Origin of the sequence: Streptomyces misionensis (genome assembly GCF_900104815.1) — a bacterium.
GTDB classification, from domain to species: Bacteria; Actinomycetota; Actinomycetes; order Streptomycetales; family Streptomycetaceae; genus Streptomyces; species Streptomyces misionensis.
In genome coordinates, this window is record NZ_FNTD01000004.1 from 1,642,288 (window position 1) to 1,657,557 (window position 15,270).

15 protein-coding genes are annotated in these 15,270 nt (G+C 73.7%); 7 read left to right on the forward strand and 8 right to left on the reverse strand.

What is annotated here, in order from left to right; genetic code table 11:
- Positions 1 to 214 precede the first annotated feature (214 nt).
- Both BLW85_RS08945 and BLW85_RS08950 read right to left on the reverse strand, forming a co-directional pair.
- Positions 215 to 1,633 (reverse strand): hypothetical protein, encoded by a 1,419-nt coding sequence (locus BLW85_RS08945; RefSeq protein ID WP_070029996.1) that lies wholly within the window; start codon positions 1,631 to 1,633, stop codon positions 215 to 217.
- Between the two features lie 300 nt (positions 1,634 to 1,933).
- Positions 1,934 to 2,326: an ankyrin repeat domain-containing protein gene (locus BLW85_RS08950; protein ID WP_070029997.1), complete on the reverse strand. Its 393-nt coding sequence runs from the start codon at positions 2,324 to 2,326 to the stop codon at positions 1,934 to 1,936.
- A gap of 263 nt (positions 2,327 to 2,589) precedes the next feature.
- On the opposite strand from BLW85_RS08950, the gene BLW85_RS08955 reads away from it, so the two are divergent.
- Both BLW85_RS08955 and BLW85_RS08960 read left to right on the forward strand, forming a co-directional pair.
- A complete protein-coding gene (locus tag BLW85_RS08955; protein WP_070029998.1) occupies positions 2,590 to 2,784 on the forward strand; it encodes a hypothetical protein in 195 nt (64 codons plus the stop codon).
- A gap of 43 nt (positions 2,785 to 2,827) precedes the next feature.
- Positions 2,828 to 4,423, forward strand: a complete 1,596-nt coding sequence (locus BLW85_RS08960) for an ABC transporter ATP-binding protein (protein WP_074991784.1) — start codon at positions 2,828 to 2,830, stop codon at positions 4,421 to 4,423.
- 54 nt (positions 4,424 to 4,477) lie between these two features.
- On the opposite strand, the gene BLW85_RS08965 is transcribed toward BLW85_RS08960, so the two are convergent.
- Positions 4,478 to 5,986, reverse strand: a complete 1,509-nt coding sequence (locus BLW85_RS08965; protein WP_070030000.1) for an SCO1417 family PLP biosynthesis transcription factor — start codon at positions 5,984 to 5,986, stop codon at positions 4,478 to 4,480.
- Positions 5,987 to 6,118: 132 nt separating this feature from the next.
- On the opposite strand from BLW85_RS08965, the gene yczE reads away from it, so the two are divergent.
- The 4 genes from yczE (at position 6,119) to BLW85_RS08985 (ending at position 9,550) form a co-directional block, all read left to right on the forward strand.
- Positions 6,119 to 6,742 carry a membrane protein YczE gene (gene yczE, locus BLW85_RS08970; protein WP_239697621.1) on the forward strand — a complete coding sequence of 208 codons (624 nt, stop codon included), beginning with the start codon at positions 6,119 to 6,121 and terminating at the stop codon, positions 6,740 to 6,742.
- Positions 6,739 to 7,506 (forward strand): glycerophosphodiester phosphodiesterase family protein, encoded by a 768-nt coding sequence (locus BLW85_RS08975; RefSeq protein ID WP_070030002.1) that lies wholly within the window; start codon positions 6,739 to 6,741, stop codon positions 7,504 to 7,506. Before yczE ends, BLW85_RS08975 begins: the two co-directional genes overlap by 4 nt.
- Positions 7,507 to 7,562: 56 nt before the next feature.
- Entirely contained in the window at positions 7,563 to 8,909 is a 1,347-nt protein-coding gene (locus BLW85_RS08980) for an MFS transporter (protein WP_070030003.1), read from the forward strand.
- A gap of 266 nt (positions 8,910 to 9,175) precedes the next feature.
- Positions 9,176 to 9,550: an RNA polymerase-binding protein RbpA gene (locus tag BLW85_RS08985; RefSeq protein WP_003977404.1), complete on the forward strand. Its 375-nt coding sequence runs from the start codon at positions 9,176 to 9,178 to the stop codon at positions 9,548 to 9,550.
- Positions 9,551 to 9,681: 131 nt separating this feature from the next.
- Here the strand turns inward: BLW85_RS08985 and BLW85_RS08990 are convergent, their stop codons facing one another.
- The 5 genes from BLW85_RS08990 to BLW85_RS09010 form a co-directional block, all read right to left on the reverse strand.
- On the reverse strand, positions 9,682 to 10,170 hold the full coding sequence (locus tag BLW85_RS08990) for a nucleoside deaminase (RefSeq protein WP_074991785.1): 489 nt from the start codon (positions 10,168 to 10,170) through the stop codon (positions 9,682 to 9,684).
- A 68-nt stretch (positions 10,171 to 10,238) separates the two neighbouring features.
- Positions 10,239 to 10,793, reverse strand: coding sequence for an FxsA family membrane protein (gene fxsA, locus BLW85_RS08995; protein ID WP_070030005.1), 555 nt, complete (start codon positions 10,791 to 10,793; stop codon positions 10,239 to 10,241).
- Positions 10,794 to 10,861: 68 nt separating this feature from the next.
- Complete coding sequence (locus tag BLW85_RS09000; protein ID WP_070030006.1) at positions 10,862 to 11,650, reverse strand: polyprenol monophosphomannose synthase; 789 nt, start codon at positions 11,648 to 11,650, stop codon at positions 10,862 to 10,864.
- A 606-nt stretch (positions 11,651 to 12,256) separates the two neighbouring features.
- The gene (locus BLW85_RS09005; RefSeq protein ID WP_070030007.1) at positions 12,257 to 13,846 is read right to left on the reverse strand and encodes an amidohydrolase; all 1,590 of its coding nucleotides are present in this window, start codon (positions 13,844 to 13,846) and stop codon (positions 12,257 to 12,259) included.
- Between the two features lie 98 nt (positions 13,847 to 13,944).
- Positions 13,945 to 14,385 (reverse strand): Lrp/AsnC family transcriptional regulator, encoded by a 441-nt coding sequence (locus BLW85_RS09010; RefSeq protein ID WP_070030008.1) that lies wholly within the window; start codon positions 14,383 to 14,385, stop codon positions 13,945 to 13,947.
- A gap of 203 nt (positions 14,386 to 14,588) precedes the next feature.
- Here BLW85_RS09010 and BLW85_RS09015 point away from each other — a divergent pair, with 203 nt between their 5' ends.
- Positions 14,589 to 15,023: a uroporphyrinogen-III synthase gene (locus BLW85_RS09015; protein ID WP_070030009.1), complete on the forward strand. Its 435-nt coding sequence runs from the start codon at positions 14,589 to 14,591 to the stop codon at positions 15,021 to 15,023.
- Positions 15,024 to 15,270: the final 247 nt, after the last annotated feature.

Genomic DNA, 15,270 nt, shown 5'->3' on the forward strand with positions numbered 1-15,270 from the left:
TCGCCGCGCCGGACGTGGCCACGTCAACGTCGATCTTTCCGCGCGGGGAACGTCCCGTGAGCGTTGTGCTCCGCGCCCGCACGGGCCAGACGGCGTCCATGACCGCCTGGCCCGCGGGTCGTCCGGCGTTCACACGGCGGGCGCTCCGGTGACCGGCCGGCCGGTCACGGGGGACTCGTCCGGCGCGTCGGCGCCCCGCCCCGGCGGGTGCCCCTCAGCCCGCGGCGAGGTCGGGCCCGAAGCGGCTGCGCACCGCCGTCTGCACCTCGTCCTCCTCGGCCGGGTCGGCGGCGAGGCGGCGCAGGCGCTCCACGACCCGGTTGTCGCCGGTCTCGGCGTGCCGGGCGGCGAGCTCGCGGGTGGTCTCCTCGCAGTCCCAGAGGCATTCGACGGCGAAGCCGGTGGCGAAGGAGGGGTCGGTGGCGGCGAGCGCGCGGGCGGCCCGGCCCCGCAGATGGGAGGAGGCGGTCTCGCGGTAGACGTGGCGCAGCACCGGTGCCGCGCAGGCGATGCCGAGGCGTCCGGCGCCGTCGACCAGGGTCCACAGGGTGGGCGCGTCGGGGCCCTCGCCCCGCACGGCCTCGCGCAGGGCGTCGAGGACGAGCGGGCCGTCCTGGACGCCGCCCCGGCAGGCGAGCACGCGTCCGGCGGCGGCGCCGAGCGCGTCGGGCCGCTGGACCCAGCCGCGTGCCCGGTCCACGGCGGCGACGCCGCGCATCCGTTCGAAGGCGTCGACGGCGGCTTCCACGACGACCGCGGTCCCGTCGGCGACCGCGCCCTCGATCAGGCCGAGCACCTCGGGATCGTTGCCGTCGGCGAGATAGCGCAGGGCGGTGCAGCGGGCGCCGTCGGTGCCGGTACGGGCCGCCTCGACGATCTCCGGCCGGTCCTCGGGGCCGGCCACCGCGGTCAGACAGCGGGCGGCGGGCACATGGAGGGCGGCGCCGCGCTCCAGGCCCTGCTGGGCCCACTCGAAGACGGCGCGCACGCTCCAGCCGGGGCGGGGCCCGGTCGGCCGCATCTGCCGCTGCCAGCGGTCGAAGCAGCCGGCCTCGTGGGCGGCCCGCACCCGCGCGCCGATCCAGTCGCGCGAGTCCTCCGCCCACAGCCGCCAGGGCCGGGGCTCGAAGGCGTCGCGCACGGCGGTGGCCAGCTCGGCCTCGCCCTCGGGGCCGGCGGGGAAGCGGGCGAGCACGGGGGCGGCGAGGGCGCGCAGGCCCGCGTCGTCGTCGCGCAGCGCCAGCTCGTCCAGTGCCCAGGCCCAGTTGGCGCCCTGGGCTGCGTAGCGGCGCAGCAGGTCGAGCGCGTCCCGGCGGCCGTAGGAGGCGAGGTGTCCGAGCACGGCCAGCGCGAGGCCGGTGCGGGACTCCTCGGTGTCCAGGTGGTCCTCGGGGTCGAAGAGGTGTGCCTCGACGGCGTCCAGTTCGCCGTTGAGGTCGAGGAAGAGCCGGGCGTAGTAGAGGGAGCGGTTCTCCACCTGCCAGTCGTGGCGGGGATCGCGCAGGACACAGTGGTTCAGGGCCGTGAGCGCCTCCGCCCGGGGGGCGGTGAGCGCGTGCAGCGTGCCGTCGCCGCGGCCCCGCTGGAGCAGGCCGAGCAGCGTGCCGCTGGGCGCTATGACCGGATCGAACATGGGAAACAGCCTCACATCAAGCGTCGACGCAACCGGGGAGCATGCATTACCTGGCCGCGTGACACAACGTCGGAGCGCCCGCCGTCTCTTGCTTGCTGTAGACCATTTCTCTCTGCCTCTCGTCGGTGGCCCATGCGGACCGCATCACGGTCCGCGCGGTGCGGCAACACCTGCCCAGCCATCGCGTCCGTGAATCACGACGTCATGATGACCCGCGGTGTGTGCTGCCGCGACCGTATTTCCGGCGGCCCTGTACCGCCTCCCCCGTTTTCCGTGTCGTAGCTGGTCAGAAGCCCGGCGTCAGTTGACGCCGAAGAGTTCGAGGACGTCCGCCCGGTGGAACATGCGGGCGGTGTCGACCGCCGAGGGGGTGCCCGCGGAAGGGTCGGCTCCGCCTTCCAGCAGCGCCTTGACGACCTCCGTCTCACCCTTGAAGACCGCGCCCGCGAGCGGGGTCTGGCCCCGGTCGTTGACCCGGTTCGCCTCCGCGCCACGGGCCAGCAGCGCGCGGACCGCGTCGGCGTGGCCGTGGTAGGCGGCGAGCATGACCAGGGAGTCACCGCGGTCGTTGGTGAGGTTGGCCGGAACACCCGCGTCGACGTACGCCACGAGCGCCTCGGTCCGCCCCTGCCGGGCCAGATCGAAGATCTTGGTCGCCAGCTCCACGACCTCGGGGTCGGGGGCTTCACTCATCGCCGGACCGCCTCTCATTACAACCGTTCAGGTGAACCGCAAGGGTACTGGCTCGTGCCTCGCACGACCCGTTGTGACCGAAGTAAAGATCACTACCGGTGAGCCCGGACGCAAGCGCCCTGCTCAACCGGCCTCTTCCCGGTTCGACCGGTCGGGCGAATAGTCACGATATTCACCCGGTTGCGCCCTTTATCGTATAGATACATGCTGTGATCCTGGAAGTACTGATGGTGACTGTCCCCCTCGACACCAGGAGGCCCCCAATGATCCTCTCCATGTCAGGCGTCGTCCTGCTCGGCACCATCGTGTTCCTCTTCTTCCGCAAGGACGGCCTCAAGGGCTCGCACGCGTGTGTCTCCGCCCTCTTCGGCTTCTACCTGTCGAGCACCGCCATCGCGCCCAGCATCAAGGCCGGCGGGGAGAGCCTGGCCGGCCTCCTGGGCGGCATCAAGTTCTGACCCCCGCACCCGAAGCCCCCTCCCCCACCACCAGGAGACAGCAGTGGCCCGGCGCCCTCTCCCCCGCATTCTGAGCAAAGACGGCGCGCAACTCGCCCGGACGCAGCTCGCCCGGAGCCGGGAGCTGGCCCGGACGGCGGCCGACAGCGCCACCGACGTCCTCCATCCGCTGATCACCCTCTCGCGCGGACTGCGCCGGCTGGCCTCGGCCGGCCGGCGCAGATGGGCCGACACCCCGAAGGACCGGCGCGGACCCCTGCTGTTCCTGGTGGCCTGCCTGGTCCTGGTCGTGGTGCTGGCCCCCTACGGGCCGCTGCTGGCCGTCATCACGGTGATGGCGGCGGCGGGCTGGCAGGGCCGCGACCGCACCCCGCGCGTCCCCGAGGGGCCCGACGAGTCCCAGACCGAACGGCTCCGGGCGCTCTACGAGGCCCTGGTCCCCTACTTCTCCGTCCCCGAGGACCCCGCACCGCTGTACGCGCACGGCGGCGAGTGGCACAAGGCCGTCCCCACGCACGAGTTCGACGACGCCGGACGCGTCGCGCACCTGGTGCTGCGCTACCCCGCCTGCTTCCCGGACGGCGAGCCCGAGGCCCGCGCGCGGATCGAGCGGGTGCTCACCGCGAAGGCGGGGCGCGGGCGCGAGTACCGCTTCGGGTGGGACGAGGAGGGCAACCAGCTGACCGTCACCGCGCTCGCCCCGCTGCCGCCCGACATCGTGGCCCAGCGCTTCGTGACCGCGCCGGGCGAGACGGTGCTCGGCTTCACCGACCCGAGCGAGGTGCAGCGCACCCTGCCCCTCTCCTACGGGGAGGAACAGCTCGACGTGCCGCCGGTCGTCTGGCGCACCGGCACCCGCTCCACCGAGCCGCATCTGCTGGCGGTCGGCCAGCCCGGCAGCGGCACCTCCACCCTGCTGCGCTCCCTGGCCCTCCAGGCCCTGCGCTGCGGCGACGTCCTGATCGTGGACGGCGGCGGCACCGGCGAGTACGCGTGCCTGACCGGCCGGGACGGGGTGCTGGCCGTGGAGTGCGCGCTGCCCGGGGCGCTGGCGAGCCTGGAGTGGGCCGCGCAGGAGACCGAGCGGCGGCTCGTCGCGATCAACCTGGCCCGGCAGGCGGGCGACCCGCCGCCGGCCGACACCCGGCGTCCGCTGTGGGTGCTGCTGGACCGGCCGAGCGTCTTCGCGCACCTCGCGGAGGTGGACGGCCGCGAGGACCCGCAGGCCCTGCTCCGGGTGCCGCTGCGGCACGGGCGCGCGGCGAACGTGACCGTCGTGGTCGCCGAGCACTTCGACGGCGCCGACGCGCTGAGCGACGCGGTACGGCAGCACACGCGGGCCCGGGTCGTCCTCGGACCGGCGGCGGCGCGGCAGGTGGAGTCGGTCCTCGGCGCCGCGCCCCCGACGACGCCACCGGCCCAGGTGCCGCCGGGGCGCGGATACGCCCGGCTGGGGCAGGGCCCCGTCCACCGGCTCCAGGTCCCGCGGACGCCGGACCCGTACGACGACGCGACGAGCGACGCGGACCGGGGAGCCGTACTGGACCTCCTCCCGCCCCGCCGGGAAGCCGTACGGGCCTGCGAGCCGATCGACCTGACGAAACCGGCGACGGCGGAGCAGCCGGTGGCGGCGGAGTGAGCCGCGGGCCGGCCGGTCCCCCGCACGCCCGGGGAACCGCCCGGCCCGGCAGCGCTACGCCACGAACGTCCGCGGCGCCTCCGCGCCCCCGCCGCCCCCCGTCTGCACCACACGGGCCGCCGCGGCGAGCCGTACCGCCGCCTCCTGCGCCACCGCTCCCCCGACGGTGAACGGCAGCCGCACATAGCCCTCGAACGCGCCGTCGACGCCGAAGCGGGGGCCGGAGGGCACCCGGACCCCGGTGCGTTCGCCCGCCTCGGCGATGCGGGAGCCGGAGAGGCCGCCGGCGCGGACCCAGAGGGTCAGGCCGCCCCGCGGGACGGAGAACTCCCAGTCCGGCAGCTCACGCCGGAGCGCGGCCACCAGCGCGTCCCGGTTCTCCCGGGCCTGCGCCCGCCGCAGGGCGACCGCCTGCTCCCAACCTCCGGTGCTGAAGAGCCAGTTGACGGCCAGCTGCTCCAGCACCGGGGTCCCGAGGTCGGCGTACGCCCGCGCGGCGACCAGGCTGCGGACGATGTCCGGCGCCGCCCGCACCCACCCGATGCGCATCCCCGCCCAGAACGCCTTGCTGGCCGAACCGACCGTGATCACCGTGGAGCCGGCCGGGTCGAACGCGCACACCCGGCGCGGCATCCGCCCGTCCCCCAGTTCCTCCTCCAGCCACAGCTCGCTCATCGTCTCGTCGGCGACCAGCACCGTGCCCGCCGCGCGCGCCGCGTCCACCAGCCGGCGCCGCTGGTCCTCGTCGGCCAGCGCCCCGGTGGGGTTGTGGAAGTCGGCGACCACATAGGCGAGCCGCGGCGCGGCCTCCCGCAGCACCTGCCGCCAGCGGTCCATGTCCCAGCCGGACAGCCCCTCCCCCATCGCCACCGGCACCAGCCGGGCGCCCGCCTCCCGCATCAGCTGGAGGATGTTGGCGTAGGAGGGCGACTCCACGGCGATGCGCTCGCCGCGGCCCCCGAAGAGATGGCAGATCGCGTCGATGGCGCCCATCGCGCCGGTCGTCACCATGATCTGCTCCGGCATCGTGGGGATGCCGCGCGCGGTGTAGCGCTCGGCGATCATCGCGCGCAGGGCGGGCAGCCCGGCCGGATAGTCGCCGTGCGTGTGCGCGTACGGCGGCAGTTCCTCCAGGGCGCCCTGCACCGCGCGGGTGAGCCAGGGTTCGGGCGCGGGCAGGGAGGCGCAGCCCAGGTCGATCATCGAGCCCAGGGCCTCCGGGGGCAGCGGCTCCAGGCCGCGCGCGGGCACCGGGTTGCCCGCCGGTACGGCGGTCCAGCTGCCCGCGCCGCGCCGGGACTCCAGGAAGCCCTCGCCGCGCAGCGCCTCGTAGGCGGCGGCGACCGTGGTGCGGCTGACGGAGAGGGCGAGGGCCAGTTCACGCTCGGCGGGCAGCCGGGCGGCGACCGGGACCCGGCCTTCGAGCACCAGCAGCCGGATGCCGTCGGCCAGTGCCCGGTAGGCGGGCGGGCGGCGCGTGCCGGGGCCGGCCGGCCGCTCCTGCTGGGAGTTGAGCAGCCGGGCGAGCTGCGCGGCACCCACCGCCGAGGTCCACTGCGCCATAAAGATCAGTCCACCTTCCCCGAATTGGCCATGGATGGCGTTTCCCCTCAAGCCACAGAGTGACATGCATCAGTCCACCGCCACCATCCAGGGGGGTACGTCGTGTCCGCTCACGGGCATATAGGCCGTCGCTTGCTCCAGCTCTACGCGGGGCTCGCGCTCTACGGCGCGAGTTCCGCGCTGCTCGTCGCCTCCGGCCTCGGCCTGGAACCCTGGAACGTGCTGCACCAGGGGCTCGCCAAGCTGACCGGGCTGAGCATCGGCGAGATCTCGATCGCCGTGGGGGCGGCCGTGCTGCTGCTGTGGATCCCGCTGCGCCAGCGCCCCGGCCTCGGCACGGTCTCCAACGTCTTCGCCGTCGGCCTCGCCCTGGACGGCACCCTCGCGCTGCTGCCGGACCCCCGCTCCCTCGTGGTGCGCGGCCTGTTCCTGCTCGCCGGCATCGTGCTCAACGGCGCGGCGACCGGCCTCTACATCGCGGCCCGCTTCGGCGCGGGACCGCGCGACGGACTGATGACGGGGCTGCACCAGCGCACCGGACGCTCGATCCGGCTGATGCGCACGGCCGTCGAAGTGACGGTGGTGGCCACCGGGTTCGTGCTCGGCGGCACCATCGGCGTGGGCACCGTGCTGTACGCCGTCTCCATCGGCCCGCTGGCCCAGCTGTTCCTGCGGCTGTTCGCCCTGCCGGTGGCGGCGGGCGGCAGCACGGTCGTTGCCGCGAGTACACCCGAACGAGCGATACTGCGTCCGTGACCACCGCGATACGCCACCCCTACCTCGACCACCCCGGCCCCCTCGCCTTCGCCCACCGCGGCGGGGCCGCCGACGGGGCGGAGAACACCGAGGCACAGTTCCGCCGCGCGGTGGAGTCGGGCTACCGGTACCTCGAGACCGATGTGCACGCCACGGCGGACGGCCGGCTCGTCGCCTTCCACGACACGACCCTGGACCGGGTCACCGACGGCGCGGGCCGGATCGCCGACCTGCCGTGGGCGCGGGTGCGGCAGGCGCGCGTGGGCGGCCGTGAACCTGTGCCGCTCTTCGAGGAGTTGCTGGACGCCTTCCCCGAGGCCCGCTGGAACGTCGACGTCAAGGCGGAGCCCGCGCTGCGGCCGCTGCTGGAGCTGATCGAGCGGACGAACGCCTGGGACCGGGTCTGCGTGGGCTCCTTCTCGGAGGCGCGGGTGATGCGCGCCCAGCGGCTGGCCGGGCCGCGTCTGGCGACCTCCTTCGGCACCCGCGGGGTGCTGAACCTGCGGCTGCGCTCCTGGGGGCTGCCGGCCGCGGTGCGCCGCTCCGCCGTGGCCGCGCAGGTGCCCGTGGCCCAGTCGGGCGTCCCGGTGGTCGACCACCGCTTCCTGCGCACCGCCCATGCGCTCGGCCTGCAGGTCCACGTCTGGACGATCAACGATCCGGAATCCATGCACCGGCTGCTGGACCTGGGTGTGGATGGCATCATGACCGATCACATCGACACGTTGCGCAAGGTCATGGAAGAGCGCGGCGTCTGGGTCTGACCGACCGGACGCGGCCGGCCGAGCCTTCGCAGGGGAGCGCGGAAGCGAGGGCACGGGTGGGCACGGACACCGTGCGCGCGGAGGTGGCGGACGAGACCGCCGACCTCCGGCGCCAGCAACGAGGGTGGTACTTCTACGACTGGGCGTGCTCGGTCTATTCGACGAGCGTCCTGACCGTTTTCATCGGCCCCTATCTGACGTCGGTCGCCGAGCACGCCGCGGACGCCGACGGCTATGTGCACCCGCTGGGCATACCGGTGCGGGCGGGGTCGTTCTTCGCCTACTCGGTGTCCCTGTCGGTGATCCTGGCCGTGGTGGCGATGCCGCTGGTGGGCGGCGCGGCGGACCGCACGGGCCGCAAGAAGCCGCTGCTCGCGGCGGCGGCGTACACCGGGGCGGCGGCCACCACGGGGATGTTCTTCCTGGACGGCGACCGGTACCTGCTGGGCGGGGTGCTGCTGGTCGTGGCCAACGCGGCGGCGGCCGTCGGCGCGATGCTCTACAACTCCTATCTGCCGCAGATCGCCGCGCCCGAGGAGCGCGACGCGGTCTCCTCCCGGGGCTGGGCCTTCGGCTACGGCGCGGGCTCCACGGTCCTCGTCGCCAACCTGGTGCTGTACTCGGCGCACGACTCCTTCGGCCTGACCCAGACCCAGGCGGTGCGCATCTGCCTGGCCTCGGCGGGCCTGTGGTGGGGCGCCTTCACCCTGGTCCCGCTGCGCAGGCTGCGCGACCGGCGCGCGGGGGCGGCGGGCGCGCCCTCGACGGGGCTGCGGCAGCTCGCCTCGACGGTGCGGGACATGCGCCGGCACCCGCTGACGCTGTCCTTCCTGCTGGCGTACCTGGTCTACAACGACGGCATCCAGACGGTGATCTCCCAGGCGTCGGTCTACGGCTCCCAGGAGCTGGGGCTCGGGCAGTCCACGCTGATCGTGGCGGTGCTGCTGGTCCAGGTGCTGGCGGTGGCGGGGGCGCTGACGATGGGCCGGCTGGCACGGACGTACGGCGCCCAGCGCACGATCCTCGGCTCGCTGGTGGCGTGGACCGTCACACTGGCCGCCGGTTACTTCCTGCCCGCGAGGGCACCGGTCTTCTTCTTCGTGCTGGCCGCCGGGATCGGTCTGGTGCTGGGCGGCAGCCAGGCGCTGTCCCGGTCGCTGTTCTCCCATCTGGTGCCACCGGGCAAGGAGGCCGAGTACTTCTCGGCGTACGAGCTGAGCGACCGGGGAATGAGCTGGCTGGGTCCGCTGCTGTTCGGTGTGACCTACCAGCTCACCGGCAGCTACCGCTCGGCGATCATCTCCCTGGTGGCGTTCTTCGTCATCGGTTTCGTGCTGCTGGCCCGGGTCCCGGTACGGCGGGCGATCGCCGCGGCCGGCAACCCGGTGCCGGAGAGGATCTAGCGCTGATTTAGCGCTCGGCACGAAAGGGCGGTAGTGTACGCGTTTGGCCTGCCAGGCGTACCGTTACTGCGCGTCAAAGATGCCGAAACGCTGGGTGACATCTGCTAGCAGATGTGACAAACCGGGCGCCTGTGGGTAGAACAAGGGGCGGCTACGACGGCGACGCATGACCCGGAACGGGAATCTTTACCGCCGACCGGACGTTGAACGGATGACGACGACAGCGACACCTGTCCTGTGGGCGACAAGCCCGGGAGGCACGATTCATGAGTGAGCGAGCTCTTCGCGGTACGCGCCTCGTGGTGACCAGCTACGAGACGGACCGCGGCATCGACCTGGCCCCGCGCCAGGCCGTGGAGTACGCATGTGAGAAGGGGCACCGCTTCGAGATGCCCTTCTCGGTCGAGGCGGAGATCCCGCCGGAGTGGGAGTGCAAGGTCTGCGGGGCCCAGGCACTTCTGGTGGACGGCGACGGCCCGGAGGAGAAGAAGGCCAAGCCCGCGCGCACCCATTGGGACATGCTGATGGAGCGGCGCACCCGTGAGGAGCTCGAAGAGGTCCTCGAGGAGCGTCTGGCCGTGCTGCGTTCGGGGGCGATGAACATCGCCGTGCACCCCCGGGACAGCCGCAAGTCGGCATAGCGGGCAAGCCGTAAGCGCACTACGCGACAGCGGGCGCCGTACGTTCTCGTACGGCGCCCGCTGTCTGCTGTGTCCGGGCCCCGGGCCGGGGCGCTCCGGGCATTCGCGGGGCGAACCGGCGCGGGCGGACGTCACCGCCGGTCGTGCGTGCCCGCGCGGAAGCGCCGGTGCAGTGCGCGCACCTCGTCGACCAGCTCGGGCACCGGTCCTTCGACCTGCGCGTCGGGGAGGACGTCACGGATCGGCAGGAGGCGCACCGGCGCGGGCGGAACGCCCAGTTCCGTGAGCCATTCCTGCAGCTGTCGCGTGGAGCAGACGAAGACGATCCGGCCCAGGCCGACCCAGCCGTGGGCGGCCGAGCACATCGGGCAGTGCTCGCCCGAGGTGTACACGGTGGCCGCCGCGCGCTGACTGGGCGACAGGTGCTCGGTGGCCCACCGGGCGATGGTGAACTCGGGGTGGCGTGTGTGATCGCCGCCGCCGACCCGGTTGCGGTCCTCGAACAGGGCGGTGCCGTCCGCCCCGACCAGCACGGAGCCGAACGGCTCGTCACCGGCTTCGAGCGCCTGAGCGGCCAGCTCCACGCAACGGCGCAGATGGGCCAGCTCCTCGTCCTTCATCGCGGCTCTCCCGTGTCACTGTCGGCTCGCCGGAGCGGGGCCCGGCCTCCAGGGGGCAGGACAAGCGCCTACCGGGTCAGCGGGGGGCGCTGCTCGTCCGGCCCGCGGTTCTCGTCCTGGCGGATGACCTCGCCCGGCACCACCTTGCCGTCGGGCCGGTGCATGCGGGCCTGCTGGAAGACGTCGCCCAGGCTGCCCGGGGCGGCGGCGCGCAGCCGCTTCTCCAGGGTGTTCTCCGTGAAGCGGCTCACGGCCTTCTGGACCGGCGGGAGCAGCAGGAGCAGACCGGCCACGTCGGAGACCAGACCCGGGATGATCAGCAGCAGGCCGGCGAGCATGGTCAGCCCGTTGCCACCGCCGCGCTGGGGCGAGCCACCGCGCTGCAGCGCCTCGTTGAGGTTCCGGAAGGCGCGGCGGCCCGCCCGTTTGATCACCACGGAGCCGCCCACGACACCCGCGACCAGCAGCAGGAACACGGCCAGACCGCCCGCCGCGTCCGCGACCAGGGTCAGCAGCCAGATCTCCAGCACCAGCCACGCGGCGATCGCCAGGGGCAGATACCTGCGCAGCCGGGAGCGCCGGGGCCGGGCGGTGTACGGGGAGGTCGGAGCGCCTGTCGTCATACTCCCAGTGTGCCTGGACGCGGCTCAGCGCCGGATAAGGGGCTGATCGGCGGGAGCGGGGCGGGAGGCTACTTGTCCTTGCCCTTGAGCTTGGCGACCCGGTCCCCGGCACCCCAGGCGGTGACCCGCCACAGCGCCTCGACCAGGATGTCCTTGCTCATCTTGGAGTCGCCCAGCTCGCGCTCCACGAAGGTGATCGGCACCTCGATCACGTGGTAGCCGGCCTTGACCGCGCGCCGGGCGAGGTCGACCTGGAAGCAGTAGCCCTGCGAGGCGACCTCCTCCAGGCCCAGGCCCTTGAGGGTCTCGGCGCGGAAGGCGCGGTAGCCGCCGGTGATGTCGCGCAGCGGCAGATCGAGGGCGAGGCGCGAGTAGAGGCTGCCGCCGCGGGAGATGAACTCGCGGGACTTGGGCCAGTTGACCACCCGGCCGCCGGGCACCCAGCGGGAGCCGAGCACCAGGTCGGCGCTCTTCAGGGCGGTGAGCAGCCGGGGCAGCTCCTCGGGCTGGTGGGAGCCGTCGGCGTCCATCTCGACCAGGACGCCGTAGCCGTGCTCCAGGCCCCAGCGGAAGCCCGCGAGGTAGGCGGCGCCCAGGCCCTCCTTGCCCTTGCGGTGCATCACCTGGACGTTCTCGTCCTCGGCGGCCAGCTCGTCGGCGAGCTTTCCGGTGCCGTCCGGGCTGTTGTCGTCCGCGATCAGCACGTGCGCCTCGGGAACGGCCTTCCGCACCCGGCCGACGATCTTCTTGATGTTCTCCGCCTCGTTGTAGGTCGGGATGATCACCAAGGCCGTGCCGAGCGGACCGAACTGCCTCCCCTGGGCCTTGGCCTCGAGGGTCCCGTCGCCGTCGTTCACTGCTGCCCCTTCTGGTCGTACGCAGGCGTCCACCATAGTGGCCGCCGCCTGGGAAGACGTGTCAGCTCGTACTTATGGTGGTGTCGATTGCACAAGAGTGGGGTAAGAACGCGCTTTTCGGCATCTTCGCGCCGGGTTCTGGCCACGTTCTTTTCCTGTTCCGATTGTTCGGATGGTTCCTGACGCGGACGGGTTCCCTCTGTCGTGCTGCGGGTGGGGGCCCGGCGCCCTTCGGGCCGACCTGGGACCCGCTGGCTGCGGATCGACCGAGAGCCGTTGTCTACTGAGCCCGGGCCCCACCCGGGTCACACCTGGCCGACCGGTTGGAACGCTTCCTGCCGGCGCGGGCGCTGAGCCTGGCTGCCAGTGGCGGTGCCCCGGTGCGGGGCGCCGTCCCTGACCCAGCGGCGCGGCGAGGAGTTGCGCGAACGCTCCCCGGTCGGGCGTCCGGTGGTGGACTCGGACGAACCTACCGGCCCCTCGCTGCCGACTGTCAACAGCCCGCTGAGCTGCGCTGACGCCGAGGCGTCCGGGAGCGGTGCGGAGGATGCGCAGGTCGCGCCCGGAAGCGGCGGCGGCCGGGGGCCGCCGCGCCGCTCCCGGAGATCACTCGCCCGGCCGTACGAAGACCGTCCGGCCGCCCACCACGGTGCGCAGGCAGCGCGGCAGTTCACCGCCGGGGGTGAGGTCGGGCAGGCCGGGGGTGCCGGAGCGCGGGTCGGTCGACCAGCGGGCCACCCGGTCGTCGGGGGCCTGTACGACCAGTTCCCCGGTGCGCCAGACGGCGAAGTCGGCGGGCGCGCCCGGGACCAACGTGCCCGCGTCGTCGCGGCCGATCGCCCGCCAGCCGCCGCGGGTGTGCGCGGTGAAGGCGGCGCGCACGGAGACCCGGTGCTCGGGGGTGTGGTGGAAGGCGGCGGCCCGGACCGTGCCCCACGGGTCGAGCGGGGTGACGGGGCTGTCGGAGCCGAACGCCAGCGGGACGCCGGAGCGCAGCAGGGCGGCGTACGGGTTCAGGGTGCGGGCCCGCTCCGCGCCGAGCCGGCGGGCGTACATGCCGTCCTCGCCGCCCCAGAGCGCGTCGAAGGCGGGCTGCACGGAGGCGATCAGGCCCAGCTCGGCGAAGCCGGCCACGGTCTCGGGGGTGAGCATCTCGGCGTGCTCGACGCGGTGCCGGGCGGCCCTGACGCGGGCCAGGCCGACCTTCTCGGCGGCGGCGCGCACGCCCTCGACCACGGACGAGACGGCGGCGTCGCCGATGGCGTGGAAGCCCGCCTGGAGGCCCGCCTCGGTGCAGGCGACCACATGGGCGGCGATGGCGTCGGCGTCCAGGTAGGCGGTGCCGCTGTGCCCGGCGTCGGCGTACGGCTCGTGCAGGCAGGCGGTGTGCGAGCCCAGGGCGCCGTCGGCGAAGAGGTCGCCCGCGGCGCCGATCGCACCCAGCTCGCGGGCCTTGTCCACGTCCTGCTCGGCCCAGTAGCCGATGACCCGGGGCCCGGGCAGCTCGCGGGCGAGCCCCAGCAGGCCGGTGAAGTCGTCCTCGGAGGAGATGTGCGGGCCGCCGCACTCGTGCACCGAGCCGATGCCGAGGGAGGCGGCGTGCGCCAGGGCGGTGCGCTGGGCCTCCGCCCGCTGGGCGGGGGTGATGGCGGCGAAGGCGGCCTTGCGTACGGCGTGGTGGGCGTCCCGGGTGAGCGGGGCGTCCTCCCGGGGCAGCTCGCCGCCGACCAGGTCGAGCAGGGCGGTGGTGACGACGGCCGAGTGCACGTCGATGCGGGAGAGGTACAGGGGGCGGCCGCCGGTGGCCTCGTCCAGCTCCGCGCGGGTCGGCGGGCGGCCGCCGGGCCAGCGGGCGGCGTCCCAGCCGTGGCCGAGCAGCACACGGTCGGCGGGGCGGGCGGCGGCGAACTCGCGGACCAGGGCGAGCGCGGCGTCCAGCGAGGGGGCGGCGCTCAGGTCCAGGCCGGTCAGCGCGAGGCCGGTGGCGGTGGTGTGCACATGGGCGTCGGTGAAGGCCGGGGTGACCAGGGCGCCGTCGAGGTCGATGACCTCGTCCACGCCGTCGGCGAAGGCGTCCGCGGCGCCCTCGGAGCCGACCCAGGCGACGTGGCCCGCCTCCACGACCATGGCGGTCGCGAAGGGGTCGGCGGGACTGTGCACCTCGCCGCGGCGGAGGAGGAGGGTACGGTCACTCATAAGCGACAGTTTCCCTCCTGCGCCGGGCGCCGTCGCACCTGGGGCCCGTTCGGGGCGCGTCCGGCGCGGCGGTGCCGGCGGGTGGCCGGACGCCGTGCTCAGAGCTGCGGCGGGCGTGCCTCGTACGGTGTCGAGAGGACCACCGTCGTACGCGTCGACACCCCCGCCAGGCTCCGCACGCGGGCCAGCAGTTCCTCCAGTTCGTGCGGGGTCGCCACCCGGACCTTCAGGATGTAGTTCTCGTCGCCGGCGACGCTGTGGCAGGCCTCGATCTCGGGGACGCCGGCCAGGCGGTCCGCGATGTCGTCGGGGGCGCTGGGGTCGAACGGTTTCACCGAGATGAACGCGGTGAGCGACAGCCCGACCGCTTCCGGGTCGACCACCGCGGCGTAGCCGCGGATGACGCCACGCTGTTCGAGCCGGCGCACCCGCTGGTGCACGGCCGACGTGGACAGGCCCGTGGCCTTGCCCAGGTCTGTGTAGCTCATCCGCCCGTCCTTGACGAGCAGCTGCACGATCTGACGGTCCAGCTCCTCCATGGCGCCAAAACCTACAGGGCGGCCGATCTCCACGGACAGCCGACGGGCCCCCGTGGGCATTCGCGGGCGGCATGTGACGAAGGACACATGGTTCGAACAGGCTCCGTGATGTTCTCGTGATTACCGCCGAGACCGGACGGGAAGTGCTTGCTGTGGTCGAGGCCGCCGCGCCTTTCACGGCCCAGCCTTAGGGGGAGAATCCCATGCAGAGTGTCAAGCGCCCTGGTCGATCCGCGTCCAAGCGGCAGCAGCCGGTGGTCGAGCCCGAGCCGGAGGGCGTCGAACCCGACGCCTTCGACGAGGAGCTGGACGCCTACGACACCTTGGAGATGTTCCGGGTGATCTGCCCGGACTGCGCGCAGCCGATCGCGCTGCTGGCGGACGAGGAGGTCCTGCCGGAGCACGCGCTGTGCGCCTCGCCGTGGAACCCGTTCGGGCTCACGGTGTGTGCGGGCACGGGCCGTTCGGCCGCCGACGCCCGCCCCGCGGACGAGTCCGTCACGCCGCAGGAGCAGGACACCGCCCTGCTGCTGACGCTCCCCCAGGGGCTGGACTGGCGGACGCAGCCCTTCTCGCACGTCGGGGGCCCGGGCTCGCGTCCAATGCGGGTCCCGGAGATGCGCCGCCGGGCCGCCTGAGCCCCGCGCACCCCGACCTTCCCGGACCGACGCCCGAGTCGGGCGGTGACCCGTGTGCCCGTCGGCACGTACCACCGCTGTGACACCCCACCCGGTCACCGGGCGTCCGCGCCACCTCTTCCTCCCGCGCCCGGCGGTGCCGCCGGGCGCCCTCCGCCGCACCGCTCCACGCCCATGGCGCGCCGCCGCGCGCCGGGACCGGCCGGGGCCGCACCCCACCGGACCGCCGGGGCCCGCAACGGTACGG